24 protein-coding genes are annotated in these 26,075 nt (G+C 64.7%); 14 read left to right on the plus strand and 10 right to left on the minus strand.

Going from position 1 to position 26,075, the window contains the following annotated elements; genetic code table 11:
- Positions 1–125: 125 nt before the first annotated feature.
- A complete protein-coding gene (locus ACWH43_RS04495; protein ID WP_448153407.1) occupies positions 126–1,076 on the minus strand; it encodes an ABC transporter substrate-binding protein in 951 nt (316 codons plus the stop codon).
- A gap of 255 nt (positions 1,077–1,331) precedes the next feature.
- Here ACWH43_RS04495 and ACWH43_RS04500 point away from each other — a divergent pair, with 255 nt between their 5' ends.
- Positions 1,332–2,405: a hydroxyacid dehydrogenase gene (locus ACWH43_RS04500; protein WP_260348601.1), complete on the plus strand. Its 1,074-nt coding sequence runs from the start codon at positions 1,332–1,334 to the stop codon at positions 2,403–2,405.
- Positions 2,406–2,434: 29 nt separating this feature from the next.
- On the opposite strand, the gene ACWH43_RS04505 is transcribed toward ACWH43_RS04500, so the two are convergent.
- Complete coding sequence (locus ACWH43_RS04505; protein ID WP_260348593.1) at positions 2,435–3,634, minus strand: Gfo/Idh/MocA family protein; 1,200 nt, start codon at positions 3,632–3,634, stop codon at positions 2,435–2,437.
- 9 nt (positions 3,635–3,643) lie between these two features.
- Positions 3,644–4,603, minus strand: coding sequence for a PDR/VanB family oxidoreductase (locus tag ACWH43_RS04510; protein WP_260349003.1), 960 nt, complete (start codon positions 4,601–4,603; stop codon positions 3,644–3,646).
- Between the two features lie 115 nt (positions 4,604–4,718).
- On the opposite strand from ACWH43_RS04510, the gene ACWH43_RS04515 reads away from it, so the two are divergent.
- The 3 genes from ACWH43_RS04515 (at position 4,719) to ACWH43_RS04525 (ending at position 9,578) form a co-directional block, all read left to right on the plus strand.
- Positions 4,719–6,056: a Rieske 2Fe-2S domain-containing protein gene (locus tag ACWH43_RS04515; RefSeq protein WP_260348590.1), complete on the plus strand. Its 1,338-nt coding sequence runs from the start codon at positions 4,719–4,721 to the stop codon at positions 6,054–6,056.
- 73 nt (positions 6,057–6,129) lie between these two features.
- A complete protein-coding gene (locus ACWH43_RS04520; RefSeq protein ID WP_260348586.1) occupies positions 6,130–7,599 on the plus strand; it encodes an aldehyde dehydrogenase family protein in 1,470 nt (489 codons plus the stop codon).
- A 191-nt stretch (positions 7,600–7,790) separates the two neighbouring features.
- Positions 7,791–9,578: a thiamine pyrophosphate-binding protein gene (locus tag ACWH43_RS04525; protein ID WP_260348582.1), complete on the plus strand. Its 1,788-nt coding sequence runs from the start codon at positions 7,791–7,793 to the stop codon at positions 9,576–9,578.
- 97 nt (positions 9,579–9,675) lie between these two features.
- Here ACWH43_RS04525 and ACWH43_RS04530 read toward each other — a convergent pair whose 3' ends face one another.
- Positions 9,676–10,179 (minus strand): MarR family winged helix-turn-helix transcriptional regulator, encoded by a 504-nt coding sequence (locus ACWH43_RS04530; protein ID WP_260348579.1) that lies wholly within the window; start codon positions 10,177–10,179, stop codon positions 9,676–9,678.
- A gap of 120 nt (positions 10,180–10,299) precedes the next feature.
- Here ACWH43_RS04530 and ACWH43_RS04535 point away from each other — a divergent pair, with 120 nt between their 5' ends.
- The 10 genes from ACWH43_RS04535 to ACWH43_RS04580 all read left to right on the plus strand — a co-directional run bounded on the left by ACWH43_RS04535 (position 10,300) and on the right by ACWH43_RS04580 (position 19,593).
- Complete coding sequence (locus tag ACWH43_RS04535; protein ID WP_260348573.1) at positions 10,300–11,355, plus strand: ABC transporter ATP-binding protein; 1,056 nt, start codon at positions 10,300–10,302, stop codon at positions 11,353–11,355.
- A gap of 3 nt (positions 11,356–11,358) precedes the next feature.
- The gene (locus ACWH43_RS04540; RefSeq protein ID WP_260348567.1) at positions 11,359–12,114 is read left to right on the plus strand and encodes an ABC transporter permease; all 756 of its coding nucleotides are present in this window, start codon (positions 11,359–11,361) and stop codon (positions 12,112–12,114) included.
- A 95-nt stretch (positions 12,115–12,209) separates the two neighbouring features.
- Positions 12,210–13,154 carry a LysR family transcriptional regulator gene (locus ACWH43_RS04545; RefSeq protein ID WP_260349002.1) on the plus strand — a complete coding sequence of 315 codons (945 nt, stop codon included), beginning with the start codon at positions 12,210–12,212 and terminating at the stop codon, positions 13,152–13,154.
- Positions 13,155–13,218: 64 nt separating this feature from the next.
- The gene (locus ACWH43_RS04550) at positions 13,219–14,247 is read left to right on the plus strand and encodes an ABC transporter substrate-binding protein (RefSeq protein ID WP_260348562.1); all 1,029 of its coding nucleotides are present in this window, start codon (positions 13,219–13,221) and stop codon (positions 14,245–14,247) included.
- 69 nt (positions 14,248–14,316) lie between these two features.
- Positions 14,317–15,282: an ABC transporter substrate-binding protein gene (locus tag ACWH43_RS04555; RefSeq protein ID WP_260348560.1), complete on the plus strand. Its 966-nt coding sequence runs from the start codon at positions 14,317–14,319 to the stop codon at positions 15,280–15,282.
- Positions 15,283–15,310: 28 nt separating this feature from the next.
- The gene (locus ACWH43_RS04560; RefSeq protein WP_260348556.1) at positions 15,311–16,126 is read left to right on the plus strand and encodes an ABC transporter permease; all 816 of its coding nucleotides are present in this window, start codon (positions 15,311–15,313) and stop codon (positions 16,124–16,126) included.
- Positions 16,119–17,081 (plus strand): DMT family transporter, encoded by a 963-nt coding sequence (locus tag ACWH43_RS04565; RefSeq protein WP_260348549.1) that lies wholly within the window; start codon positions 16,119–16,121, stop codon positions 17,079–17,081. The genes ACWH43_RS04560 and ACWH43_RS04565 overlap by 8 nt, the downstream gene beginning before the upstream one ends.
- 3 nt (positions 17,082–17,084) lie before the next feature.
- Positions 17,085–17,795, plus strand: coding sequence for a CoA transferase subunit A (locus tag ACWH43_RS04570; RefSeq protein WP_260348547.1), 711 nt, complete (start codon positions 17,085–17,087; stop codon positions 17,793–17,795).
- On the plus strand, positions 17,795–18,457 hold the full coding sequence (locus ACWH43_RS04575) for a 3-oxoacid CoA-transferase subunit B (RefSeq protein WP_260348544.1): 663 nt from the start codon (positions 17,795–17,797) through the stop codon (positions 18,455–18,457). The genes ACWH43_RS04570 and ACWH43_RS04575 overlap by 1 nt, the downstream gene beginning before the upstream one ends.
- A 38-nt stretch (positions 18,458–18,495) precedes the next feature.
- Positions 18,496–19,593 (plus strand): lyase family protein, encoded by a 1,098-nt coding sequence (locus ACWH43_RS04580; RefSeq protein ID WP_260348541.1) that lies wholly within the window; start codon positions 18,496–18,498, stop codon positions 19,591–19,593.
- Between the two features lie 78 nt (positions 19,594–19,671).
- On the opposite strand, the gene ACWH43_RS04585 is transcribed toward ACWH43_RS04580, so the two are convergent.
- From ACWH43_RS04585 to ACWH43_RS04610, 6 genes are all read right to left on the minus strand, one after another.
- Complete coding sequence (locus ACWH43_RS04585) at positions 19,672–20,874, minus strand: CaiB/BaiF CoA transferase family protein (RefSeq protein WP_260348536.1); 1,203 nt, start codon at positions 20,872–20,874, stop codon at positions 19,672–19,674.
- Positions 20,871–22,022, minus strand: a complete 1,152-nt coding sequence (locus ACWH43_RS04590) for an acyl-CoA dehydrogenase family protein (RefSeq protein WP_260348534.1) — start codon at positions 22,020–22,022, stop codon at positions 20,871–20,873. The genes ACWH43_RS04585 and ACWH43_RS04590 overlap by 4 nt, the downstream gene beginning before the upstream one ends.
- 40 nt (positions 22,023–22,062) lie before the next feature.
- Positions 22,063–23,028: a Bug family tripartite tricarboxylate transporter substrate binding protein gene (locus tag ACWH43_RS04595; protein WP_260348533.1), complete on the minus strand. Its 966-nt coding sequence runs from the start codon at positions 23,026–23,028 to the stop codon at positions 22,063–22,065.
- Positions 23,029–23,205: 177 nt separating this feature from the next.
- A complete protein-coding gene (locus ACWH43_RS04600; RefSeq protein WP_260348532.1) occupies positions 23,206–23,961 on the minus strand; it encodes a citryl-CoA lyase in 756 nt (251 codons plus the stop codon).
- Positions 23,958–24,461 (minus strand): MaoC/PaaZ C-terminal domain-containing protein, encoded by a 504-nt coding sequence (locus tag ACWH43_RS04605; protein ID WP_260348527.1) that lies wholly within the window; start codon positions 24,459–24,461, stop codon positions 23,958–23,960. The genes ACWH43_RS04600 and ACWH43_RS04605 overlap by 4 nt, the downstream gene beginning before the upstream one ends.
- On the minus strand, positions 24,461–26,032 hold the full coding sequence (locus tag ACWH43_RS04610) for a class I adenylate-forming enzyme family protein (protein WP_260349001.1): 1,572 nt from the start codon (positions 26,030–26,032) through the stop codon (positions 24,461–24,463). The genes ACWH43_RS04605 and ACWH43_RS04610 overlap by 1 nt, the downstream gene beginning before the upstream one ends.
- Positions 26,033–26,075: the final 43 nt, after the last annotated feature.

Here is a 26,075-nt window from a genome sequence, read left to right on the forward strand (position 1 = left end):
GCGGCCGCGGAACGGCTTCACGGTTGCGATCCGTCATCTGGCCAGGGCTGTGCGCGACAGCCCGCGAACCGGTGCGTGGGCAACCATCTCCCTGCCGGAGGAACTCCGGGATCGCGCCGGCTCGTTCATCGGCGGCTTTCCTGCAGAAACCGCGCATCGGAAACGCGTTCGAGGCCGAACGGCTCGTCCCGGACGAGCCCGGCCGCGATCAATGCCTGATGGACCCGCCTCGTGCCTGCGGCGGAGATCTCCATCTTCGGCGTCAATATCCCCAGCCTGGCAGTATCCCGGATGGCGCGTTCGGCGAGCTTCTCGTCGGTCTGGAGCTCGCGCGCCGCGACCTTGACCGCGGAAGCGGGATCCCCGGCGATCGCGTCGAGCCCCCGCTGCAGGGCGCGCAGGGCGCCGACGAGTTCCGCCCGATGCCGCTCCGCCCAGCGCAGGTCGACATTGACGCTCGTGAACTGCCAGTCGGGCACGAAATTTGCCAAGGGGCCGAGATTGCTGAAGCCGGCAGCCTCAGCCTCGTAGCTCAGCGGGAACGGCTGAAGGCCGGCGTCGATCTCGCCCGAACGCAATAGCCGCCAGCGCGTCGGCGCGCCGCCCACAGCCTTCACCGTGTAGTCGGAGGGCCGGAGGCCCGCGCTGCGTGTCACTTCAGGCACGAGATGCGTGGTGCCTTCCTCGTTCGACAGCACGCCGATCGTCTTGCCGCGCAGATCCGCGATGGAGCGGATCTCCGGGCGCGCGATCACATAGTGCGGCAGCCGACCGGCGTTCCCGGCGACCATTCGCAAACTGCCGCCCTTGAGCGCGTCGACGATGATGCTCTCGGGCGTCGAGACGGCGATCTGGACGGCGTTCTCACGCAGGGCGCCGTTGATTTTCTCGGCATTGTCGAAGACGTCGATGCGAACGTCGAGCCCCTCGTCCTTGAAGTAGCCTTTCTCCGCTGCCAGCCAGACAGGGAGATAAAATATCGTTCGCGAGACGATCGCGACATGAAGCTGTTTGGTTCCTTCGGCGGCCACCAATGTCGCCGCGACGATTCCCAGCCCGACGAGCAGGCCCAGCAAGATTCTCAATGCTCTCCTCCTGCTCGCCAGTGCCGTTTCCATCTTTTATTAGTTAGAAAACTAAGCGACATTCCGGAGAATGGCAATCGCCTCGCGGCCAAGCTCCCGGTCGAAGCGTCGGTGCCCCTCAGCCCGGACGGGCAGGCGGGCGCCCATGCTGCGGCTTCGCGCTCAATCCCGGCTTCCTGCGGATCGAGCGGCGTATTCTTCACTGGAACCGCCGCAGATGCGGCCTAGCTCCCGGACGGACGGATCATGACAGGCATTTCGACCAACAGGCCGCGGCTGGTCTTCTTCGACAGCTGGGTCGACTCCATAGCCGAGACCATGCTGCGCGACCGCGACGACCTCGAGCTGGTCAAGCTCGACTACGCCACGCCGGAAGCCCGCAACTGGCAGATCATGGCCGGCGCCCACGGCTATCAGGTCCAGGCACGCACCGAGCTGCGCGAACCCTGGTTCGGCGATGCGGCGCTGATCGCGCGCTGTCCGAATCTGCTGGCGATGAGCTCGACCGGCGCGGGCTACGACTATATCGACGTCGATGCCTGCACGGCGGCCGGCGTCCTGGTCTGCAACCAGGGCGGAACCAATACCGAGGCGGTGGCCGAGCACGCGCTGGGGCTGATGCTCGCCCTGTCCAAGCGCATCGGGCTCGCCGACAAGCTGCTGCGCCGGCCGGGCGCTGCAATCGACCGCTATGCCCTGCAAGGCAACGACATCCACGGCAAGACGGTCGGCATCATCGGCATCGGCACGATCGGCCGCCGCTTCGCCGAACTCTGCCACGGGCTGTTCGGCATGACGGTGCTGGCCTGCGATCCCTATCTCGATGCCGACGAGATCGCGCGCCGCCATGGACGCAAGGTCGATCTCGGCGAGCTCCTGCGCAGCAGCGACTACGTCTCCGTTCATTGCCCGCGCTCGAAGGAGACGCTCGACATGCTGGGCGCGGCGGAGTTCGCGCTCATGAAGCCGACCGCCTATTTCATCAACACCGCCCGCGGGGGAATCCATGACGAGGAGGCGCTCGCCGCGGCCTTGCGCGAGAGGCGCATCGCGGGGGCCGGCATCGACGTGTTCCTGAAGGAGCCGCCGCCGCCGGACCATCCGCTGCTGGCTTTCGACAATGTCCTGGCGACGCCGCATACGGGCGGCATCACCGAGGAGGCGCTGCGCCAGATGGCGGTTTCGGCGGCGGAGCAGTGGATCGAACTGTTGAACGGCCGGGCGCCGCCGCGCATCGTCAATCCGGAAGCCTGGCCGGATTTCAGCCGGCGCTTCGCCGCCATCATGGGCTTTGCGCCGGAACGGCCCGCCTATGCCTGAGCCGGCGTCTGCGCCGTCGGGAGAACGGCTCAGACGCCCGCAGGTGAGCCGCCGAGGTCGATCTCCCGGCCGGAGGCCGCCGAATCGAGGATGGCGAGGCAGGCTTCCAGCGTCGCCATGCCCCACTCGCCGGAGTGGAGCGGCGGCACCCCATTGCGCACGGCCGCGTAGAGCTCGTCCACGACCTCCGATCGCGGCACCACCGGGACCGGCAACCGGTCGAGCCAGTTGCGTTCGTCGGCGTAGATGTGGACCCCTTCGGCCGTCGGCCGCAGATCGGCCTTGTCGCATGAGACCACGACGTGTCCGAAATGGTTGTGACCTGCCGGGACGGGAAAGGGACCGGCTCCGCCTGTCGAGATGCCGTAGGCGCGCTTGTTCTTGAGCGCGGCTTCTTCCTCCGGCGTCGCGATCTTGGCGAGCGCTCGGCGCGCCGAGCCATATTGCGACGGGTCCCTCTTCTGGCCGAGCTCGCCGAGCCAGCCCAGCTGCTCGTCGGTGTCGTAGCGGCCGTAGCCGCTGTAGGTCAGCATGGCGCTCGCGCCATCGGAGAAAGTCAGGAACGCCTGGTAGGCGCCCTCGGTCGGGCGCGCCGGATCGAGCCGTGCCGTCACGGCGCGGACGGTGCTGATCCTGCTTCCCGCCAGCAGCCTGACGACGTCCACCTGGTGCGCGGCTTGGCTGAACACCACGCCGCCGCCCTGGCTGGTGTCGAGCTCCTCCGGCCTTCGGGGCCTGTAGAGGAAATCCGTGAAATTCGCCGCCAGGATCATGCGCGGCCGGCCGTATTCACCGGAGCGGATCAGCTCGGTGGCGCGAAGATAGGGAGCGTCGAAGGAGTGGCTGTGTCCCACCAAGAGATGGACTCCGTTCTCGCGGGCGGCCTGGATCATGGCCCGGCAATCGGCCAGGGCAAGGGCCATCGGCTTTTCGACGAGAATGTGCTTTCCGGCGCGCGCGGCCAGCCGCACGTGCTCGACATGGAACTGGTGAGGCGAAGCGATATAGACGACGTCCACGCCGGGATCGGCGCATAGCGCTTCGGGCGTCTCGTAGGAGCGCGCGGCCGAGGCGGGTGTTGAAAAATCGGCTTCGAACTGCCGTCTCGCTTCCTCGCGCGGATCGCTCGCCGCGGTCAGGCGCACCAGCGGATGCTGAGCGAAGGTGGGCAGCATCAACATGAAAGCGCGGCCGAGACCGACCACGCCAAGGCGCAACGGATCACTCATCGCCGTTCCTCAGAGATCGAGCACAAGTTCGTCGGATTTCGCGCGCGAGACGCAGATCATGATGTTGCGCGCGCGTTCCTGCTCGGAAAGAGCCAGATCACGGTGATCGGGTTCGCCGCCGACGAGCCGCGTCTTGCAGGTGCCGCAGGTGCCGCTCTCGCAGGAACTCGGCAATGTCCTGCCCGCGGCGCGGAGCACTTCGAGGATCGTCTTGTCGACCGGGATCTCGTAGCGCTCGCCGCTTTTGGCCAGAACAACGGTGAAGGGCGTGTTGTCCTCCGGGCGAGCCCTGGCGGCGCCGAAATCCTCGAAATGCACCGCAGCCGACGACCAGTGGCCGGTCATGTCGCGCACGGCCTCCATCAGGCCGCGCGGGCCACAGCAGTAGAGATGGGCGCCCTTCGGCTCCTCCAACACGGGCCAGAGGTCATAGGCCTGTTCCGGGTCGCCATTGTCGTGGTGGATGACGACCTTGCCGCGGAATTCCGGGCCGGCAAATTCCTCGCGAAACGCCATCATCGCCGGCGTCCGTGTGAAGTAATAGAGCTTGAACGGCCTGCCCCGCGTCGCCATCAGATGGCGAATCATCGACCGGATCGGCGTGATTCCGATGCCACCGGCGATGAAGATGTAGCTCGACGGACCCTCCTTCAGGGAGAAGTCGTTGCGCGGGGGCGTGATCGGAAGTTCGTCGCCGACCTCGGTGCCCTCGATCAGGCTGATCGACCCGCCGCGCCCGCCATGCTCCTTCTTCACCGCAATGACGTAGCGGTCGAGTTCGTCAGGCCCGTTGCAGAGCGAATATTTGCGGAGCTCGCCATTGGGCACCTGCACGCCCAGATGCGCGCCCGGCGTGAAAGGCGGCAGCGGGCTGCCGTCGACGGTCTGCAGTTCGAACATCACGATGTCGTCCGCGATCGCCCGCTTCTCGACGATTTTGACATTAAAGGTCTGATTTTCCTCGGCCATTTTCACCCTCAGCCTGCTCCCGCTCGACAGGAGCTTGCATCCAGACTAATGTGAGGATTAGATATCTAAGTATTATCCGGCTGGCTAGTCCCGGCCGATGGATGGAGGGAAGCCAATGCTGACGCACGAAGAAAACCAATTGCTATGCCGTGTCGAGGGCGATGCGCCCATGGGCCAGTTGATGCGGCGCCACTGGGTGCCGGCCCTGCTCTCGGAACAACTCGTCGAGAGCGACGGTGCCCCGGTTCGCGTCCGGCTCTTCGGCGAGGATCTCGTCGCCTTCCGCGACACGGACGGGCGCATCGGCGTGCTCGGCGAATACTGCCCGCACCGCAAGGCCTCGCTCTTCTTCGGGCGCAACGAGGAATGCGGCCTGCGCTGCCTCTACCACGGCTGGAAGTTCGACGTGGACGGCAAGGTACTGGAGATGGTCTCCGAGCCGGCCGAGAGCGGTTTCGCCGAAAAGGTGCAGCACAAGGCGTATCCGACCCATGAGGCCGGCGGCTTCATCTGGGTCTATATGGGGCCGAAGGACGAGATGCCGGAGTTCGAGCCGCCGCCTTGGGCGCCGACGCCCGAAGCCAAGGTCTCGATCGTGAAGATCGACCTGCCTTGCAACTGGGCCCAGATCATGGAGGGGCAGATCGACTCCGCTCACTCCTCGAGCCTCCACTCCTCCGACATGAAGCCGGCGCGCGTGACCACGGCCGGGGCGACCGACACGCACTGGACGCGGCCTTCCACCGACAAGAACCCGCGAATCCAGGTCCAGCTCACCAATTACGGTTTCCGCTACGCCGCCCTGCGCCGGCCGATCACGAATGCCCAGACGCATGACTACGTCCGTCTGACCGTCTATGTGGCGCCGTTCACCGCGCTGATTCCGCCGAACTCGTCCTACAACGTCGCGAGCGTGATCGTGCCCAAGGATGACGTCTCGAGTTATTTCCACTTCATCGCCTGGGGCAATGACGACTGCATCGACCAGGAGAGCTGGCGCAAGTTCTGCGTGGCTCAGGTGGGGATCGATCTCGACAAGAACTACAAGCCGGTCCTGCGCACCCGCGCCAATAATTACCTGCAGGATCGTCAGTGGATGAAGCTCGGCAATTTCACGGGCGTCCCGGGCATCCCCAACCAGGACATCATGATGTGGGAGTCCATGGGGCCGATTGCCGACCGCACGAGCGAACGTCTCGGCGCCAGCGACATCGCCATCGTGCAGTTCCGCCGCGTCATGATCGATGCCGCCCGCAAATATGCCGCGGGCGGTCCGCCCATCGGCCTGATCGAACCGCATATCCCGCAGGCCAAGCTGCGCTCCTATCAGGGGATCGTCCCCAAGGGCGAGGATTGGCGCCGGCTCGGCGCGTCGAACGAGGAGATCGCGCTGATCGAGGGAATGGAGCAGGATGAGACGGAAGCCGAGATGGCGGCTGCGGCGCACTCCTGATCCTGAAGCAGTTTGGGAAGGGCGGCCCTCGTGGCCGCCCTTCGACGTGGCGGTGGCTTGTGAGGACCCAAGGATGTTGAAATCTCAACCGGCACCGAGCGGCCGTAGTCTCTATTTCGACGGAGAATGGCATCATCCCAGCTCGGGGCGCTACAATCCGACCTTCAATCCCGGCCTCGATGAAGCGATCGGCGATGTTGCGGAGGCGAACGGCGCCGATGTCGACGCAGCGGTCGCCGCCGCCCGGGAGGCTTTCCGTGTCTGGCGCGATGTCGCGCCGCTGGAGCGCGGGCGCCTTCTCAAGGAGGTTGCGGCCGTGGTGCGCGCCAATGCGCGCGAACTCGCCGCGCTCGATGCGGCGAACTGCGGCAATCCCGTGCGCGAGATGATCGGCGACGCCGCGATCGCCGCCGCCCAGCTCGATTTCTTCGCAGGTCTCGTCACCGAGATGAAGGGCGACACCATTCCGATGGGGCCGGACGCGCTGAATCTCACGGTCCGGCAGCCGCTCGGCGTCGTGGCGCGCATCCTCGCCTTCAATCACCCGTTCATGTTCTGTGCCGGCAAGATCGCGGCCCCGCTCGCGGCCGGCAACGCCGTCATCGTGAAGCCGCCGGAACAGGCGCCGCTGTCATCGCTGCGGCTGGCGGAGCTCGTCCACGGCATCCTGCCGAAGGGCGTGTTCAGCGTCCTGCCGGGCGGGCGCGAGGCGGGCGCCGCACTTGCCGGTCATCCCGGCATCGACAAGGTCGCGATCATCGGCAGCGTGGGTGCGGGGCGCGCGGTCATGCGCGCCGCGAGCGACACGATCAAGCCGGTTCTGCTCGAGCTCGGCGGCAAGAACGCGCTGATCGCCTTTCCGGACGCCGATCCGGAGCGGGTCGCGCAGGCCATCGTCGCAGGCATGAACTTCACCTGGTGCGGGCAGTCCTGCGGCTCGACCAGCCGCGCTTTCGTGCACCGCGCCATCTACGAAGACGTGCTGGCCCGCCTTCCGGCCAAGGCGAGCCACTATGTGCCGGGCCTGCCGACGGACGAAGCGACGACGATGGGCGCCATCATCAGCCGCACGCAGTACGAGCGCGTGCTCGGCTACATCGCATCGGCCAGGGAGGAGGGCGCGCGCCTCGTGACCGGCGGCGGCACGCCGGACGGCCCGGCCCTGAAGAAGGGCTTCTACATCGAACCGACCATCTTCGCCGATGTCGAGCCAGGGATGCGTATCGCCCGCGAGGAGATCTTCGGTCCCGTCCTGGCGATCGCGCCCTGGGACGACGAAGCTGCGATGGTGTCGCAGGTCAACGGCGTCGAATACGGGCTGACCTGCTCGATCTGGACCAACGACCTGCTCAAGGCGCACCGCACCGCGATGGCGGTCGAGGCCGGCTTCGTCTGGATCAACGAGGTCTCGAAGCATTTCCTCGGCGCGCCCTTCGGCGGCTGGAAGCAATCGGGGCTGGGGCGCGAGGAGTGCCTGGGCGAGCTCCTGGCGTTCACGCAGGAGAAGAATGTTCACGTCAGCCTGAAACAGGGCCGCGCCTGAACGGCCCGCGGGATCCCGCCTTTGTGACGACGAGCCGCCGGTCGAGCGTCATGCGCTCGATCGGCTCCTGCCCAAAGCACCGGAGCTTGCTGCCAGACAATCATCAACCGTTCTGGCCGCTGACATCCTGTGCGAGAAGTGCGGATGGCGGCGGCGCCTGAGCAATGAGAAGAACAACCGAGGAAAACCTGATGAGCATTCCGTTGGACGGCATCGACGTGCCGGTGGCATCCCATGATAACGGGATCTGGGGCAGTGACGCCGTCGCCGCCATGCTTCGCAAGCTCGACATACCGTATCTCGCCCTGAATCCGGGTTCGAGCTTCCGCGGGTTGCATGACAGCCTCGTCAACCATCTCGGCAACGAGCAGCCGCAGATGCTGCTGTGCCTGCACGAGGAGCATGCCGTCGCCGTAGCCCATGGCTATGCGAAAGTGGCCGGCCATCCGATGGGCGTGATCCTTCACAGCAATGTCGGGCTCATGCATGGAGCGATGGCGATCTACAATGCGTGGTGCGATCGCGTTCCCATGCTCATCCTCGGCGCGACGGGGCCTTTCGACGCCGCCGAGCGGCGCCCCTGGATCGACTGGCTGCACACCGCCAAGGACCAGGCGGCGCTGATCAGGCCTTACATCAAATGGGACGACCAGCCCGTTTCGGTGCCGGCGACGCTCGAATCGCTGCTGCGCGCCGTCAACCTGACGCGCGCGACCCCCATGGCGCCGACCTATGTCTGCCTCGACGTCTCCATGCAGGAGCGACGCCTGGAGGCCATGCCCGAATTTCCCGATCCGGCGCGCTACAGGGCGCCGTCCACGAGCGTTCCGGCGAGCGATGACATCGCCGCCGCCGCCGCGCTGCTTGCCGGCGCCCGAAACCCGCTCATCCTGCTCGGCCGGCTGTCGCGCGACCCGCGGGACTGGGCGCGCCGTGTCGCGCTCGCGGAGCGGCTCAAGGCGCGGGTGCTCACCGATATCAAGGTGGGCGCGGTCTTCCCGACCGACCATGAGCTCCACGCCGCCAAGCCCGGCCATTTCCTCGACGAGACGGGAGCCCAGCATATTCGCGAGGCGGACGTGATCGCAGCCTTCGACTGGGTCGATCTCGCCGGAACGCTGAAGCAGGGGGGCGGCGCGGCCGGTGCGAAGGTGATCAACGTTGCGCTCGATCACCATCTCCACAATGGCTGGAGCATGGATCATCAGGCGCTGCCGCCCGCCGACCTGTATTTGAGCGGCGACCCGGACCTCACCCTGCATCTCATCGCGGACGAGCTCGGCGTGGGCGCAGGCCCGGAGCCGGACACGCTTCCGGCCCTGCCTGCGCTGAGGCTCGGGAGCGAGGCCGGCGAACTCGACGTGGTCTCGCTTGCCGCGGCGATCGGTGAGGTCCTGCGCGACGAGATCGTCTCCCTGGTGCGGCTGCCGCTGGGCTGGGCCGGCGATTCCTGGCATTTTCGCCACCCGCTCGATTATCTCGGTTCCGACGGCGGCGCCGGTATCGGTTCCGGCCCCGGCATGCTCATTGGCGCAGCGCTTGCGCTCAAGGGCTCCGAGCGGCTTCCGGTCGCCGTGCTCGGCGACGGCGATACGATGATGGGGGTTTCGGCGCTGTGGACGGCCGCTCACTACAAGCTGCCTTTCCTGGCGATCGTTTCGAATAACCGGTCGTTCTACAATGATGAGATCCATCAGGAGCGCGTCGCGCGCACCCGCGACCGGCCTGTCGAAAACAAGTGGATCGGGCAGCGGATCGGAGATCCCGATATCGACATCGCAGCCATTGCGCGGGCGCAAGGACTCGTTGGAATCGGTCCGGTATCGAGTACGGACGAACTCGTGACAGCCGTCCGTGAGGGAGCCGCAGCCGCAAAGGCAGGCGCGTCGGTTTTGATAGATGCGCGGGTGAAGCCAGGCTATAACCCGACCATGGCGGCGGGAATGACCCGCGAAGCCTCTAAAGCGACTGGAGACTAGAGCAATTCCGCAATTCTCCGAATCACGAGATTGCTTCAGATCTTTGTTTTATCGCATTTTCTTCACGCGAACCGGTGTCCACTTCGCTCGAAATGCTCTAGTCGACCTCTTCAGCCGTTGCGCAGTTGCCCCCAAAATTGCGCTGAACCGCGGCGAGATAGCCCAGGAATCTCGCCTTGTCCTCTGGAGCGAAGCCGATCGTCGCGCGATCGATAACGTGTTCCGCGCAGGGGATCAGATTTTTCTTCAACGCATGTCCCTTCGGCGTGAGCCTCACGTTCAGCTTGCGCCTATCCGTACCGTCACGCTCACGGGTCACCAGCCCGGAGCGCTCCATCGCCGCCAAGGCAGAGAGCGTTGTCGGCTCCATCGTGCCGATTCGTTGGGACAGCTCGCGCTGTGTGAGGCCGTCTTCTTGCCAAAGAGCGCGCAAGAAGTACCACATGCCGAGTGTCACGCCGTGCGGTTCGATCTGCGACTGAAGATAACGCTGCATCGCGCGATTAGCCATGCGCAACTGATAGCCGACGCTCGATTGCAAGGGTAGATCGTTAAACTCGACCGCCGGCTCATCGACCCGCGCGTGCTTTCTGCTTGCCATGATTTCCGGATCTCGACTCCGACCTGATCCTCTACTCATGTGTGCGACACCGACTTTCGCGCACCCACGCGGAGCGTCGAGGGTACCGCACAAATGTTTGAGAGGCCAAGCGAGATAATCTTGGACCTGGCTGCCCGACGCTCATACCGTCGATTGCAAGCGGAGCATCTCCATAACGACGACCGCGATAAAGGGAAGGGCCGGCATGCTCGGATTTATCGCAACAGAAAGCAATGCCTCCGTTCCGCGCGCCGCACCATTGTGCGTTTCGAAGCGCGGATCGGGTTTATGAGCGGCAGCCATTCAGAGGACGAAACGGATATGCGGGCATCCGGTGCGAAGCTGCGTCTGGCGGCCGACACGACCGATGAAATCGATTTGGTCATCCAGGACGTCTCCATGCGTTTCAATACGCGTGAAGGCACGGTGACCGCCGTTGACGGAGTGTCCTTCGAGATCAAGCGAGGAGAGTTCGTATCCATCATCGGCCCGTCGGGTTGCGGCAAGTCGACCGTGTTCAACATCCTCGGCGGGCTCGTGCGCGGTTACGACGGCTCTGTCGTTGTCGGAGGCGAACGGATCTCGGGGCCTCATGCGTCGATTGGCATGGTTTTCCAGGAGGAATCGACGTTCCCCTGGCGCACCGTGATCGATAACGTCGCCTTTCCGCTGGAAGTCAAAGGCGTTCCCAAAGCGGAGCGTTATGTGATTGCACGCAAGTTCATCGACATGGTTGGCTTGACCGGGTTCGAACAGCGCTATCCGTCCGAGCTCTCCGGCGGCATGCGGCAGCGCGTGGCCATTGCCCGCACGCTGGTATTCGAGCCCAAGATCCTGCTGATGGACGAGCCTTTCGCGGCCCTGGACGAGCAGACCCGCGTGCTGCTCGGAGACAAGGTTCTCAAGATCCAGCAGGATTTGCGCCAGACGACGCTGCTGATAACTCATAACATCACGGAAGCCGTGCAGCTTTCCGACCGGGTCCTCATCATGACGTTCCGGCCCGGCAAGGTGAAAAGGATCGTAGATATTAATCTGCCGCGCCCGCGCCAGGGTGATGTGGTCGGCAGTGACGCTTTCGGCCGCTATGTGGCGGAGATCTGGAACGATCTGCGTGAGGAGGCATCGCGTGGTATGGCGGAAGCCGAGGATAGTGCGCGGCTGAGGGGAGCCTAAACCGTGCAAATTGTCAGGATACCGCCCATTGCATTCGGGCTGGGCTGCGTCGCGCTCTCCTTCTGCGCCGTCGAGGTCATGCTCGCTGTCGGGGTGCTGAACCAGTTCGTCATCCCCTTCCCCTCTGCCGTTATCAGCTCCTTCGGTCGACTGTTCGCCGAGGAGCAGCTTCTGCACCGGCTGCTGGTTACCGGTGCAGAGGCACTTGCCGCGAGCCTGCTTGTCATCGGCTTCGGCATCGGTGGCGGCATATTGCTTCACAGGCACCGCATCCTGAGGCTGGCCACAGAATCATGGATCGCAGCCGCCGCTGCTGCACCGATCGTACTCGCTTATCCGCTCTTTCTCGTCATATTTGGTCGCAGCTCGGCAACGATTGTCGCGATGGGATTCGTTGCTGGGCTCGCTCCGGCCTTGTTGAAGACGCTTGAAGGGTTCCAGGGCGTCAGGAAAACGCTGCTGAATGTGGGCCACAGCTACAATCTGAGCCCGACGCAGATGTTCTGGAAAATTCAGTTTCCTGCGGCGATTCCTACGATCTTTACCGGTATTCGCCTCGGCTTGATTTTCACACTGATAAACCTCATTGGCGTTGAATTCCTGATCAACTTTGGCGGCCTCGGTCAGCTCATCAATGATCTTGCTGAACGGTATGATCTTCCTGGCGTTTTTGCCACTATCATCTTTGTGATCCTGGTGAGCGTCGCCCTTTTCTCGGCGTTGGAGCGGATCGAACGCTGGCTTCGTCCTGCACGGTAACGTGCCTCGTGATCATGGACATGATGTATTAGCTTCTTCTCGACAAGGCTCGCCAGCGACATAATTGGCGTCTTGCATTTCCAGAGGAGGCGAAGATCAATCTCCGACAGCTTCAATATTTCGTGCGGATCGCAGAGGTCGGAAACATCACGCGCGCTGCCGAGCAACTCAATGTCGCCCAGCCTGCCCTTGGCCTGCAAATTCGACAGCTGGAGCAAGAACTTCACGCCGATTTGCTGCTGCGCCATTCTCGTGGCGTGGAACTCACCGAGGCCGGCAAGCTCCTGTTGGAGCGCGCTCGCCGACTGCTTCAGGACGTAGAAGAGATCAAGCGAGAGTTTCGCGGCGTGTCGGGTCATGAGCAGGAGATGCTCATATTGGGGCTGACCCCCAGCATCATGCTACAGATCGGCCCGGACATGTTGCTCGACGCCAAGCAGACCATGCCGAACGTGTCGCTCAGCCTCGTGGAAGAGCTCAGCTACGGCCTTGCGATGTCCCTCGAACGCGGCGAGCTCAATTATGCATTCGCCTATGGAACTGACGAGCCGCGTCCAGGCGTTGAGCGCAAGGCCATTCTGATTGAGGAATTGCTTTTCGTACGTCCGGCAGTTGACACGCCTCTACCGGAGTCGCTGACGCTGGCCGAAGCGCTGACGCATGATCTGGTCCAAGCTGGTGAACGTGACATGGTCCAGCGCCTTTTGAAAAGTGCCGCCGAGAAATATACGCTAAATCTGCGGATCGTCTATGAGGCGCAGTCCATTCCTGCGATGCGCACCTTGGTAGTACGGGGAGCTGCTTCGAGCTTCATGCCCTACGGAACTGCGGTGGAGGAAATTCGGGCCGGTAAAATTGCGGTTCAACGCATTTCAGATACCCCTTTGACCCGTACCCTTTATCTGCTGAAACCGTCCCACGCGCCGGTGTCCCGCCACCAGGATGCGATCGACAGCTTTCTCGACACGATCGTCAAACGTCTGCTTGAGTCGCTCGGGCCGCTCGCGCGGCGTGTCGGGGCCTCAGCGCCAAACAGGTAATATCTCACTGGCATCTCGGATAAGTCTTTGTCGTGGGCGTCCGCAGGCAGCATGATCCTTCAAAATGAGCGCGACCGGTCGTGTCGCTCGGGAGGCATCATTGTCGAAACTTCGTCTTTCAATCGCTATTGGTGACTACGACCGCAACAGGCCGTTGCTAGACGGTGAGGTCCAAATCGATGGTGTCGATCCGGTCTTCATGAAGCTCGTGCCGGAGGAGATATTTTTTCGGGCTTTCAGGCATGCCGAATTCGATGTGTGCGAAGCGTCGCTCTCAAGTTTCACAATCAAAACAGCGCAAGGCACAAACCCCTATATCGGCGTACCGGCCTTTGTGTCGCGGGCCTTTCGGCATACCGGTATCTTCATCCGGAACGACCGCGGCATCGAGCGCCCGGAGGATCTTAAGGGCAAGCGCATCGGCTGCGGAGAATATCAGCTTACCGCAAATGTCTGGATCCGCTCGCTGCTGGAGGACGATTACGGTATCGGATTGTCCGACATCACGTGGGTCCGTGGGGGCGTGGAGCAGACTGGACGAACAGAGAAGATCAGTCTCGACCTGCCTTCCGAGATCAAGGTAGTGCCGGCACCACCGGACAAGACCGTCAATCAGATGCTCGTCGATGGTGATGTCGATGGCTTCATCGGTCCTCGTTCTCCTTCTTCCTTCGACGCAAGGCATCCGAACGTCGTGCGGCTCTTCTCCGATCCCACCTCAGCGGCGGCGGACTATTACCGGCGCACGAAGGTGTTTCCGATCATGCACATGATCGGTGCGCGTCGCACGATCGTGGACCGGCATCCGTGGCTGCCGGCCGCGCTGCTCAAAGCGTTCGAGCAATCAAAGCGGGTGGCGCTTGGCCGGCTGAATGACACGTCAGCGACCAAGATCACGCTACCCTTCGTGGAGGAACAGCTCCAGGCGGCCAGAAGCCTGATGGGCGAGGACTTCTGGTCCTATGGCGTGGACCCTAACCGGCATGTGCTCGATATGTTTCTGAAGACGCATCATTCCCAGGGCCTGTCGTCCCATCGGCTATCGGTCGATGACCTGTTTCATTCTACGACGCTGGAGGCCTTCAAGATCTGACGTCTGTCCGAACTGGCGCTCTTCAACCGTCAGCAGCGGAAAATCCAAAAACAGAGGAGGGAGGAACAAATGACTCTATTGCAGCGGATTTTGATGGCTGCCGGCTTGGTCGCGCTGGCGGCTTCGAACGCGGGCTCGGCCCAAGCACAGGAACAACTGAAGCTGGCCGTCGGCCAACGCGGCAACTGGGACACGTCGGTATCGGAGATCGGCAGCCGGCTCGGCATCTTCAAGAAGCACAATCTGGAGCTGCAGCTTCTCTATACGCAGGGCGGCGGCGAAACGCAGCAGGCGGTCCTTTCGAACAGCGTCGACATTGGGATTGCAGGCGGCATCATGGGTGCGCTGTCGGCCTTCTCAAAGGGGGCTCCGATCCGCATCATCGGCGCCGAAACCACTGGCGGCCAGGATCTGTACTGGTATGTGAAGGCGGATTCGCCGATCAAGACCCTCAAGGATTTCGACGGCAAGACGGTGGCTTATTCGACCAACGGCTCGTCGACCCACGGCGTCGTCAACGCATTCGTTCAGGAAAACGGCCTCAAGCCTCGGTTGACGGCGACGGGAGGTCCCGCCCCGACACTCACGCAGGTGATGTCGGGTCAGATCGATGTGGGCTGGTCGGCTCCCCCCTTTGGTCTCGAACAGCTCAACAAGGGCGAGATTCGTGTCATTGCTACAGGCAACGATACCAAAGCGTTCAAGAGCCAGACGGTTCGTCTCCTGATTACGAACACCGCGGTTCTACAGAACAAGAAAGATCAGATTGACCGCTTCATGAAAGCCTACCGCGAGACAGTCGAGGCGATGTACTCCGGCGATGAGGCGCTCAAAGTTTATGCTGAATTCGTCGGCGTGCCACTGGAAATCGCAAAACGCACGCGCGACGAATTCTTCCCGAAGGAAGCGCTGAATCCTGACCGCATCTTCGGATTGGAAACCATTGTAAACGATGCGGTCACCCTGAAGTATACTGCGCAGCCTTTGACTCAGGCTCAGCTCGACACGCTCATTCAGATTCCGCCGCGTCGGTGATCCCGACGCCAGCCCGGAGAGTTAAATCATGCAGCGGCTCGCAGCACTGGGAGCGACACAGCTGACTCGGGTCGGCGGATCGGACGAGGCCCGGTCCGTTCTCCTGACACGCCTGACGATCCTGACGACGGTCCTGGTCGCCTGGGAGCTTCTCGCCCGTTCAGGGCTGCTCTATCGGGACGTCGTGCCGCCCCTGCCATTGATCGCGAGGGAATTCGTCCTGCTTTTCGTCGACCCCTCCTTTTACTGGAATCTTGGCGTCACCGTTGGCGAGGTTCTGCTGGCGGTGGCGGTAGGCGGGGGAGCCGGCATTGCTGTGGGCGTCGTGCTCGGGCGCAACCGCTATCTCGGCAGCGCCTTCGAGCCGCTGCTCCATTATCTCGGTCCGACGCCGAAGATCATCTTCTTTCCGATCATGATCATGTGGTTCGGCGTCGGTCCTGGCTCCAAGATCGCGATGGGCGCGCTTTCCTGCTTTTTCCCCGTCTCGGTTAGCGTTGCGAGTTCCATGCGCGAAGTCGATCAGGTGCTGATCCGGGTCGGGCTCAGCTTCCGGCTGAGCGCGTCCCAGATGTTCACCAAGATCTATCTTCCTGCGATGCGGATTCCGGTCATCAACGGCATCCGCATCGGCCTAGGCGTCGCGGTTGTCGGCACTTTGCTGGCAGAGACCAAGCTCGCCAACCAAGGCCTGGGCTATGCCGTCATCCAAACCTACGCGACCTTCAACATGCCGCGCATGTACGCACTGCTGCTGATCGTTTTTCTTCTGGCCATTGCGGTGAACACCGCCCTTGGACGCTACACGGAGGTCCGGATGGCAAAGAAGGCATCCGATGGCTGAGCCTGTTCGGGCCGAGCGGACGCGCCAAGCGTCCGTCCCCGCCTTGGCGGCCTATTTGGTCGCGGTGCTTCCACCCCTGTTCTGGTCGGGAAATTTCTTGGTCGCGCGGCTGATGCGCGGCGAGATCCCGCCAATCCAGATGTCGTTCTGGCGCTGGCTGCTGGCGCTTGCAATCCTGCTGCCGTTCATCGTGGCGCCGGTGCGGCGGGACTGGTCGCGCATCCGTTCCCAGCTCGCCTTCTTGGCGTTGCTGGGGGCGATCGGTGTGACGGCCTTCAATTGTTTCGTCTATGTTGCGCTCCATTACACCACGGTGGTCAATGCCGCGCTCGTCAATTCGTTGCTGCCGGTCGTAACCATTGCAATCGCGCGGGTACTGCTCGGCCAGCTCGTCACCCCTCGGCGCGCGCTCGGCATCCTGATGTCGCTGGCAGGCGCCGCCCTGGTGATCGCCAGGGGCGACCCATCTGCGCTCGCCCGGCTGACGATCGGTCGCGGCGAAGTCCTGGTCTTCGCCGGCATGAGCTTCTGGGCGCTCTATACCGTGCTCATCAGGTGGCGGCCGCCCGGCCTCAAACCGCTGTCTCTTCTAGGAAGCACGACGGCCTTCGGAGTCCTTTTCCATCTTCCTTTCATGCTCTTCGAGGTAAACACGGTCGGCGCGTTCGTGCCGACGTCGAGCACCCTGCCCGCTCTAATCTACTTCGCCATTTTCCCCTCTATCCTGGCCTATATTTTCTGGAACCGCTCGGTGGCCGTGCTCGGCCCGGCAACGACGGGAATGTTCATGCATTTCCTTCCGCTCTTCAGCGCAGGGCTCGCATCGGTCTTCCTTGGGGAAACGTTGGCTTGGTATCATCCCGTGGCTTTCGTTGTCATCGTCGCGGGTGTCACCCTGGTCACGACGCAGGCATCCCCCCTCGGGGGAACGGCAACGAGCGGAGATCGGAAGTAGGTCATGAGCACGAAGATTTATAGCAGCCCTTCGGCTGCGCTTGAGGGGCTGCTGTTCGACGGGATGACGATCATGTCGGGCGGCTTCGGCCTGTCGGGCAATCCCGAGAGCCTGATCCCCGAGATTCGCGCCTCGGGTGTGAAGAACCTGACGGTGATCTCGAACAACGCGGGCGCGGACGGCTTCGGCCTGTGGATGCTGCTGGAGAGCCGGCAGATCAAGAAGATGATCGCGTCCTATGTCGGCGAGAACAAGCTGTTCGAGCAGCAATACCTGGCCGGCGAGCTGGAGCTGGAACTGAACCCGCAGGGCACGCTGGCCGAGCGCATCCGCGCCGGCGGTGCCGGCATCCCGGCCTTCTATACCAGGACCGGCGTCGGCACCGTGGTCGCCGAGGGCAAGCCGGTCGAGGAATTCGATGGCGCGCTCTATGTCCGCGAGACCTGGCTGCGCGCCGATGTCGCCATCGTCAAGGCCTGGAAGGCCGATACCGCCGGCAACCTCGTCTATCGGAAGACAGCGCGGAACTTCAATCCGAACATGGCGACCGCCGGCAAGGTCACCGTCGCCGAGGTCGAGCAGATCGTGCCTGTGGGCTCGCTCGATCCCGAGGCGATCCATACGCCCGGCATCTATGTCGACCGCGTCATCAAGAGCACGATCAACGAGAAGCGCATCGAGAAGCTGACCGAGCGCAAGAGGGAGGCAGCCTGATGGCCTGGACTCGCGAGGAGGTCGCCGCGCGCGCGGCCAAGGAGCTGAAGGACGGCTTCTACGTCAATCTCGGCATCGGCATCCCGACGCTGGTGGCGAACTATATCCCGGACGGCGTCGACGTCACCTTGCAGTCCGAGAACGGCCTGCTCGGCATCGGCCCCTTCCCCTATGAAGGCGAGGCCGATCCGGACCTGATCAACGCCGGCAAGCAGACCATCACGATCCTGCCGAGCTCGAGTTTCTTCTCGTCGGCTGACAGTTTCGCGATGATCCGCGGCGGTCATATCGACCTGACCATCCTCGGCGCCATGGAAGTGGCAGCCAACGGCGACATCGCCAACTGGACCATCCCCGGCAAGATGGTGAAGGGCATGGGCGGCGCGATGGACCTCGTCGCTGGCGTCAAGAAGGTCATCGTCGTGATGGATCATGCCAACAAGGCCGGCGAATCCAAGGTGCTGGAGCGCTGCTCGCTGCCGCTGACCGGCGCGGGCGTCGTCGACATGATCATCACCGATCTCTGCGTGATGACCTGCGACAAGGCCAATGGCGGGGGGCTGACTTTGATCGAGCTCGCCCCCGGCGTCACGCTCGAGGAGGTCAAGGCCAAGACCCAGGCCGCCTTCGCCGTCGCTCCCAGCCTCGCAAAGGCCGCGTGAGCGGGCTCCTCCGCGCAAGGCCGGCAACGACCTCAGCCATGCTGGCCGCGTTCTCGGATGCGGCCACGCTGCGTCATGCCCTCGCCTTCGAGGCGGAGTTGGCGCGCGCCGAGGCGGCCGAGGGCCTGATCAGCACGGAAGCGGCCGAAGCGATCGCCGCGCTCTGCGCCTCGATCGAGATCGACCCCGCCGAACTGGCGGAGGAAGCGGCGCTCGCCGGCACGTTGGCGATCCCGCTGGTGACGCGGTTGCGTGCCGCCCTGAGCGGCGAGGCGGCCAAGGCCCTGCACAAGGGCGTGACCAGCCAGGACGTCGCCGACACCATTCTGGCCTGCCAGATCCGCGCCGCGAGCGGCGTGCTCGGCAATGACCTGAACCGTGTCACGACGGCGCTCGCCACCCTCGCCCGGCGCCATGCCGCGACACCGGCCATCGGCCGGACCCTGCTGCAGGACGCGCTCCCGATCGGCTTCGGCCTGCGCATCGCGCATTGGCAGGCCGGCATCGCGGAATCCGCAATCCGCCTGCGCCATGAAATCGAGGCAGGTGCCGTCCTGCAATTCGGTGGCGCGGCCGGTTCTCGCGCCGGCCTCGGCGGCAAGGCGGCAGCCGTTTCCGCTCGCCTTGCGAGCGCGCTCTGCCTGCCCGATGCGGCGCCCTGGCACACCCGCCGCGGCGGCATCGCCGGCATCGCGGCGGCGCTCGCCATCGCCATCGGCGCGCTCGGCAAGATGGCGCGCGACGTCTCGCTGCTGGCGCAGAACGGAATCGCCGAGGCCCGCGAGCCCGCGATCCCCGGCCGCGGCGGCTCCTCCGCCATGGCCCATAAGCGCAACCCGACCGGCTGCCAGGTCGCGCTCTCGGCCAGCCTGCGCGCTCCCGGCCTCGCCGCCGGCATCCTCGCCGGGCTCCCGGCCGAGCAGGAGCGCGGCCTCGGCGGCTGGCAGGCGGAAGGCCCCGCGCTGGCCGATCTCTTCCTGCTCGCGGCCGGCGCGGCCGAGGCCATGGCGGCGGTCGCCGAAGGGCTGGAGATCGACGAGACCGCCATCGCGCGCAATCTCGCGGCGGCCGGGCTCGGCGACGACATCGGCGAGAGCGCGGCCCTGGTCGCCGCGTTGATCGCCCGGGACGATTGAGGAACGCACGATGCCCTTCGCAGCGAGCAATGGCGCCCGCATCTACTGGAAGCTGGACTTCGCTCGAAATGCTCTAGCTTACGTGTTCTGGCCCCCCTCCTTTCCGAACTTGAAATCCGCCCTGCCCAGCACGTCGTCGTTATGTTCTCCAGGCGTGGGAGGGGCCTTCATGGCAGAGATCGGGCGGGCGCCGTCAACCAGGATCGGGCAATGGATCGCCGGAACGGCGCCACGTTCCCGGTGATGCAAGGTAGTGGCCGATCGCAGAGCCTCTATCTGCGGGTCGACGAGGACGTCGGACAGGCTCAGTACAGGGGCGAACGGCACATCCGTGGCGCCGAGAATATCGCTCCATTGCCCCCGCGGCCTGACGGCGAACCGCAAGGCGAGTTCGCGCTGAAGCTCGACGTAGTTCCGCACGCGATCGAGATGCCGGTCGAAACGCGCATCCGCCGCCAGCTCCGGCGCCCCGATCGCTGTAACGAGGCCTTCCCAGAACTTCTCGCGCGTCGAGAGATGGATCGCCAGTGCCAGGCCGTCGGCACAACGGAAGACGAACGATTGGGAGACCGCCACCCTCGAGAAGCGATCGGGCTGCCGGCCGGAGGCCGCCGCATTGGCATAGGCGTCCGGAATGAAGGCCATGGAGGCCTCGATCATGTTGACCTCGAGGCGACGCCCCGCGCCCGTGCGGCCACGTTCAATCAACGCTGCCAGGATCGCGTAGCACGCATACATCCCCGTGACGTTGTCGGAGATCGTCGGGCCGAAGGCGAGAGGCTCGTCCGGATCGATCATGAGGCCGGCGATCCCGCTCAGTGCCTGAGCGATGCCGTCGAAAGCCGGTCGCCGGCGATAGGGCCCGGTATCGCCGAAGCCCGTGATCGAGCATTGGACGAGGCGCGGGTTGCGGCGCCTCAGCTCGTCCGGTGCCAGCCCGACCTTGGCGAGCACGCCTGGCCGGTAATTGTCCAGAAGCACGTCGGCGGTCTCCACCAGCGCGAGCAGGGCGGCGCGATCGTGATCCTGCGCCAGATCGAGGATGACGCTCCGCTTATTGCGGTTATAGGCGAGGAAGGTCGGACCGTAGTCGCTTCCGTCCGTGCGGCGAAACGGATCTCCGCCGGGCGGCTCGACCTTGATGACATCGGCGCCGAGATCGCCCAGCATCTGACCGGCGAGCGGCCCCGTGATGACGGTCCCGAGATCGACGACCCGAACACCGTCCAGCATGCCTGGCATCGCCGTCCCCCGATCTGCTGCCGAAAGCCATCCGCTCATGCAAGGCTCCTGAAAATCTCACGGGCCAGCGCCACACGCATCACCTCGGTGGCGCCCTCGGTGATCATGAAGCTGCGTGCGTCCCGCCACATTTTTTGAACGGGCAAATCGAGGCTCAGGCCGGACCCGCCGTGGATTTGCAGGCACCGGTCGGCGGCCTTGAAACCGAGTTCCGTGCAGCTGACCTTGACCATGTAGCTTTCGTGCCGCTCCAGCGTGCCCTGGTCCGCCTTCCACGCCGTCCGGTAGGCGTTGAGCTGCCCGAGCGCGTGCTCGGTGAACATGTCGGCGATCATGAACTGGATCGCCTGCCGGTCGCTCAGCGGGGATCCGAAGGTCACGCGGTCGCGTGCATAGCGGGTCGCCATCTCGAGACAGCGCTGCGCCACGCCCAGCCCGCGCGCCGCCTGATACAGGCGGCCCGAGGTCAGCCAGCTCTGGCTGAGGCGCATTCCATCGCCTTCCTTCCCGATCAGATTCTCCGCGGGAATGCGGACATTTTCCAGAACGAGTTCGCAGGTCACGTCGCCCATCATCGTCCCCGACCGGCGCGCGATCGAGACGCCCGGCGTGTCCATGTCGACGAGGAACATGCTCAGGCCGCGCGTGCCGAGGCCGGGCTCCGTCGCGGCCACGAGCTGGAGGAAGTCGGCGCGCTCCGCATGCGAGATGAAGCGCTTCGTGCCGTTGATGACGTAGCCGTCGCCCTGCCGCTCGGCGCGCGTGCGGATCATGCCGGGATCGGCCCCAGCATCCGGTTCCGTCTGCGCGAAGGCGGTGCGCTTCTCGCCCCGCAGCACGGGGTCGAGATAGCGCGCCCGCTGAGCCGCATCGAGCCTGAACAGGACCGCGCGGACCTCCGGCCCGAATATGCCGGGCCCCCGTGGCGGCAGGGCGATCGTTCGGGCGAGCTCCTGCCAGACGACGGTCATGCCAAGCAGGCCGAGCCCCATGCCGCCATGCTCCTCCGGCACGTCGAGCAGCCAGAGCCCGAGCTCCCGCGCTCTCGCTTCAAGGTGCAGGCGGATCTCCGGCTTGAGATCGGGACCGTCCATCGCCTCCATCTCGATCGGAATGAGCTCGCGATCGACGAAGCGACGCACCATCTCCTGGAGCTGCCGCAATTCTTCCGGCAATGCGAAATCCATGAGCTTCCCCCGGGGTCGGAGCGGCGGCGGCGTCAAGCTGCTAATCAAGCTTCGATCCGGTCTGTTCGATGATCTGCCGGTACTTGCTCGTCTCGGCCTTGACGAAGGCGGCGAAGTCCGCGGCCGTTCCGGGGAAGATGTCCGCCCCCGTCTCGTCGATCCGCGCCTTGACCTCGGGGGCCGCCAGCGTCCGCCTGATCTCGTCATGCAGGCGGGCGAGGGTGGAAGCGGGTGTCCTCGCCGGAGCGACCAGGCCGTACCAGGTGACCACCTCGTAATCCGGGAAACCCTGTTCGGCGACGGTCGGCAGATCGGGCAGCCGCGGCAGTCGGGTGGCGCTGGTCACGGCGATCGGCCTGACCTTTCCACTCGCGATGAAGCCGTCCGCAACGGAAACGCCCACGAGCATCATGCTGACTTGGCCGCCGACCACGTCCTGAAGCGCGGGCGCGATGCCGCGATAGGGCACGATCCGGACATCGATCCCCGCCTTCATGCGCAGCCACTCGAAGGCGAGTTGATGCGGGCTTCCGCCGCCGAGCGATGCGAACGTCAGCGAGCCCGGATCGCGCTTGGCCGCGTCGATGACCTCCGCCAATGTCCGGAACGGTACTTTCTCGGTGTTGACGATCAGGACGAGCGGCACCCTGATCAAGCCGCTCACGAATGCGAAGTCGTGTTCGGAATCATAAGGCAGCGGGCGGCCGTAGCCGGGATTGATGGCGTGGGAATCGGTAATGATTCCCAGCGTCTGCCCGTCCGGCCGGGCGACCTTGACGGCGCTCGTACCGATCAGTGTGGCAGCGCCCGGCTTGTTCTCGACGATGAAGCGTTGGGGCAGGCGCCGGCCAAGGTCGTCCGCCAGGATCCGGGCGATCGTATCGACACCGCCCCCTGCCGGATACGGCACGACGAGCGTCACCGGTCCCGTGGGCCAGTCCTGAGCTCGGGCAGGACCGGCGATCACTGCGGCAAGCATCGCAAGCAGGAGTGTAAGGTGCTTCATTGGGTGTCCTCCTGAACGGCGCCCCTTTGGCGGCGCGCCTTTTCGTTGCAGCGCTATCGGCAGGGCGATCGCCATGCCCTCGACATTGGCGGGCTTCCCCGATCGTGGAAATCTCCCCCGACGTCTTGTTCTGCCGAGCCTCTCCCGCGAGCCGATGCCCAATTCGCGCGAAAGGCCCTAGCTCGGCTTATAGGCGACGTCTTCCTCGATCTTCCGCCACAGCCGGTTCGCGATCGGGTTGGCTTCTTCCTCCCCGATCTGAGCGACGAGTCCGGCCGACCGGGACACGACCGCGACCCCCCGCATCAGCGAGGCCGGAAAGCCGAGATCCATCAGCACGGCCGCAATGGCTCCGGTCGCATTGATCGTGAGGTGCCGGCCGGAAGCCGCATCCAGCTCGCGCGACAGAAGCTGGATCGCGGCGATATGCGCACCCGCGACGGCGCCTTCCTGGGCAATGGCGAAGAGACGCAGCGAGCGGGGATCGTCAGGCTTGTGGAGATGATGCCCGAAGCCCGGGATACCCTTCTTCGCGTGCCGGTGTTCGCGAACGATCTCGCGCGCGGCTTCCTCTCCGACAGGCGCCGAAACGATCCGCGCCAGGAGGGACGCCGTCTCCTGCATCGTGCCGGCGAACTGTCCGCCGACGCCGAGCAGCCCTGCGGCGATCGCACCCTGCAGCGAATCCGGCGCCGCCAGATAGATCATCCGGGTCGCGATCGCCTGCGGCGTCATGCCGTGCTCCATCAATGCGACGAGCACGGCGTCGAGCACCCGGACGCCGCCCGGATCGAGCCGTCGCCCCACGACGAGGAGGAAGAAGGCTTCGGCGAAGGACATCGTCCCCATGATGTCCTTGGAGAGGTCGTGCCCGCGCAGGACGACCTTGTCGCTCGTCGCCTGGCAGAGGCCGGTGGTCATCGGCTGGGTCATCGCTGCGCTCCGGGTGGCGGGGCATGGTCGGACGGGAGGGAGGCCGTGCCTGCGCCCGGCGGCAGGCGCAGCATCACGGCGGCCGTTCCGTCCTGCAGGACGACGCCGTCGTGCCTGGCGAGACGTAGCGTTCGCTCCACGATGTAGCGGGCCCGGTCGCTCGTTATCCGCTTGCGCAGGATCTCGATCTCGACATGGACCGTGTCGCCGATGAACATCGGCGTGCGGAAGCGCCAGTCCGTCAGCCCGATCGCGCCGATCATCGGATCCGCGAAAGCCATCGCCTGGGCTTGCAATCCCATCGCCAGAGAAAGGCCCAGGCTCGCATGCATCAGGCGTCTGCCGGCGGCCGTCCTGCGCGCATATTCCTCGTCGGCGTGGATCGCGTGCCAGTCGCCGACGAGCATCATGAAGAGAGCGTGATCGGTTTCGGTCGGTGTCCGGCCGGCCGAGGTGAAGCGCTGGCCCGCCTCGATCTCGTCATAGCGAAGCCCTGCCATCAGGCTGTCCCCGGGAAGGCGCCGCGAGCAACCGATCCATCGGGCGTTAAGGTCCGGGCGCGTAGCGCCTTCTTGTCGACCTTGCCGTTGAAGAGCCGGGGAAGGTCGGTCGTGAACTCGATGAAACGGGGTTTCTTGTAGCTCGCGATCAGGCTCCGGCAGTGATCGATCAGGGCGGCCGGCGTCGGCTCGGCCCCGTCTCGCGGAACGATCCAGGCCTTGACGCTCTCCCCCCATTCCGGATCCGGCACGCCGGTAACGGCGACCTCGCGAACGGCGGGATGCGACATCAGCGCATCTTCGACCTCCCGGCTGTAGATGTTCTCGCCGCCGGAAATGATCATGTCCTTGGCGCGGTCGGCGATGAAAAGGAAGCCGTCCCGGTCGAGGAAGCCGATGTCTCCCGTGCGGAACCAGCCGTCCCGGACGGCCGCGAGCGTCAGCGCGTTGCCGTTCCAGTACCCGCTCATCAGCCCTTCCGATCTGACCGCGACCTCGCCGAGTTCGCCGGGGCCGCATCCGGTGCCGTCCGGCCTGACGATGCGGGCGCTGACGCCGAAACAGGGCTGGCCGGCGGAGCTGAGCCGCTGCACCTCGTCCGGGGTGCCGTCCGGCCGGTGCTGGAAGGGCTTGAGGATGCTGACCGTGATGCACTCGGTCATCCCATAGATCTGGAGGAAGATCGGTCCGAACGCCTCCATCGCCCGCCGCAGCAGAGGGACAGCCATCGGCGCCGAGGCGTAATGGATCACTCTCAGTCGCGAATACGCGGTGGCGTCGAGATCCGGATGATCGAGGAGCCGGGCGACCATCGTGGGGGCAAGATGGGCGGCAGTGACACCGTCCTGCGCGAAGGAATGCAGGATCGCCGCGGGATCGAACGATCGGTGCAGAACGGTGGTTGCGCCGGCGAGCCAGAACGCCATCTGCTCGATCTTCCCGCCGATATGGAAGAGCGGCATGACGATGAGCATGCGGTCGTCCGTGCGCGCCTCTCCCTCCCAGGCGATCACGGAGGCTGCCGCGAGGAGCGCGCGATGGCTTATCATCACGCCCTTGGGGCGGCCGGTCGTCCCGCTCGTATAGATGAGGCTCTCGATGTCCTCCGGAGCCACCTCCACCCCCGGACGCGACGTGTCCTCGGAGCCGATCATCTCCTCGTAGGAGCGCGCCCAGTCGGGTGCGGAATCGAGTGCGACCAGCCATCTGATGCCGGGCGCATGCCTCAGGAGCGCCGCCTTTGCCTCGGAAGGTCCGTCGAAGATCAGGATCTGCGGCTCGCAGTCGGCGATGATCCCGGTGAGCTCCGGGACGGCGAGGCGCCAGTTGAGATTGACGGTGATCATCCCGGCCGCACCGACGCCGGCGAAGATCTCGAAATACTCCGGTCGGTTCTCCGCCAGGACCGCCACGCGTGCCTGCCGGGAGAGGCCGAGTCGAAGGAGCGCGTTGCCGAGCGCGAAGGAGCGCTCGGCGAAGCGCTCATGCGTGAGCGTCCGTCCCTCGAAGACGAAGGCCGCCTCCGAGCGTCGCAGCCGGGCGTTTCTTTCGACGACGTCGGCAAGAACCATGCCTCTCAAGGATGCCTCCGTCCTTCGACCCGCCCGTTCCGAA

The sequence above is a fragment of the Allobosea minatitlanensis genome, assembly GCF_964020775.1.